The following is a 1,383-nucleotide window of genomic DNA, read 5'->3' on the forward strand; positions in this document are numbered from 1 at the left end:
AAAAGATCACACACCAGAGCAAACCTGCCCTGAGTGCCAGAAGACCCTGCCAAACGCGAGAGCCCTGTCGGATCACAAAAGAAAAAAGCACACCCCGGAGCAAACATGTCCGGAGTGCCAGAAAACCCTGCCAAACGCGAAGGCCCTGTCGGTTCACAAAAGTCTATATCACACCGGAGAGCAAACCTGTACTGTCTGCCAGAAGACCCTGCCAAACGCAAAAGCCCTGTCGGTTCACAGAAGGCAACACCGAAAACGAAAGTTTGATGATGCAAAGTCAAGTGATTGATTTCCGCTTGTCAGAGGCTCAGGAGGGAAAGGCACTGCACACATCCGGGCATGATCTGAAATGTTTGCACAGTTACACTCATCAGACATTCCATATAATGTGGATGCCCGGGATACTTACGCTTACGAAATGAACATGGTGTTTAGCAAGGTTAAGGAGCTGGGTAAACCAGGCGTCTGGATATTCTTTCATCAGCTTTATGGTTATACAGTGCAAGACGCTGACAGAATAACCACCAAAAAATGCCTTGATGGCATTAACAAGAGATTTTATAACCCTGTCTGGAAGTAAGGATTTTGAATATCTATGCCACGAGTATGAAAGTGCCGACTGAACACCCAGTTTGATTTGATCCATTAGCTGATATCCCTTTTTTTAATTATCATGATCCATTTTCCATAGGGTGATCTATCAAGGCGCAATCATTTGACACCTTATTATTTCGGGATAATGCCCAGCTGCTAAGTCTATATGATTATTCATCACATTAGGTGAGGCACCAAAGCACTGAGTATCACATTCATCAGAATTTCTCTTATAATCATCAACATTAATAAGTGCTCCATAAAAGAGGAAGCTGGCTTGAAGATCTTCGTCGGCAATGTGTGCAGCCAAATCTGGTTCTGAGAGAAGGATTGTTCTGTGCATGAGTGTAGCGTTAGGGTCATAAAAAATAACCTTCATGCATTCATCCTGCTTCTTTAATCTCAAGGCCATTGCGTGGCCAATTGATCTATCGTCTCCTACTGAACGAAAATAAAAATTCTTTTCATCGCCTGCCGACATATTCCAATACTTTTTTACCAGCCCTGTAATAGCCTCAGAAAACTTTCCTTTAAAGAAATAATATCCATCAGAAAAGAATCCATATTGAAAATGCTCTCTGGATTCGCATGGGAAATTAGATGTATTTTCAAAGGTTTTCAGCACTTTTTTTGAGTCGTCTATTTTTTTAAACGTTTCTTTCCCCCGACCAAACACCTTTTTAGCATAAGCCCAGGCGAAATGACGGCAGCCTATTATTCCTCCGGGTGCTTTATCGTCAGAATCGGAGCGATAGACTCTACAATTAAGGTTTTTGGGGAACCAGGCAT

3 protein-coding genes are annotated in these 1,383 nt (G+C 42.6%); 2 read left to right on the plus strand and 1 reads right to left on the minus strand.

The genetic code is table 11. The annotated features are described in order from the left end of the window. Positions 1-289 (plus strand): C2H2-type zinc finger protein (locus KDK17_RS06150; protein ID WP_257287604.1); only part of this gene is annotated, 289 nt, incomplete at its 5' end. A gap of 60 nt (positions 290-349) precedes the next feature. Continuing rightward, positions 350-580 carry a hypothetical protein gene (locus tag KDK17_RS06155; RefSeq protein WP_257287605.1) on the plus strand — a complete coding sequence of 77 codons (231 nt, stop codon included), beginning with the start codon at positions 350-352 and terminating at the stop codon, positions 578-580. Positions 581-700: 120 nt separating this feature from the next. Here KDK17_RS06155 and KDK17_RS06160 read toward each other — a convergent pair. Next, positions 701-1,383: ShET2/EspL2 family type III secretion system effector toxin (locus KDK17_RS06160; RefSeq protein WP_257287606.1), on the minus strand; the 683-nt coding region annotated here is incomplete at its 5' end.

It is taken from the genome of Endozoicomonas sp. SESOKO2 (assembly GCF_024606245.1).
Lineage (GTDB): Bacteria > Pseudomonadota > Gammaproteobacteria > Pseudomonadales > Endozoicomonadaceae > Endozoicomonas_A.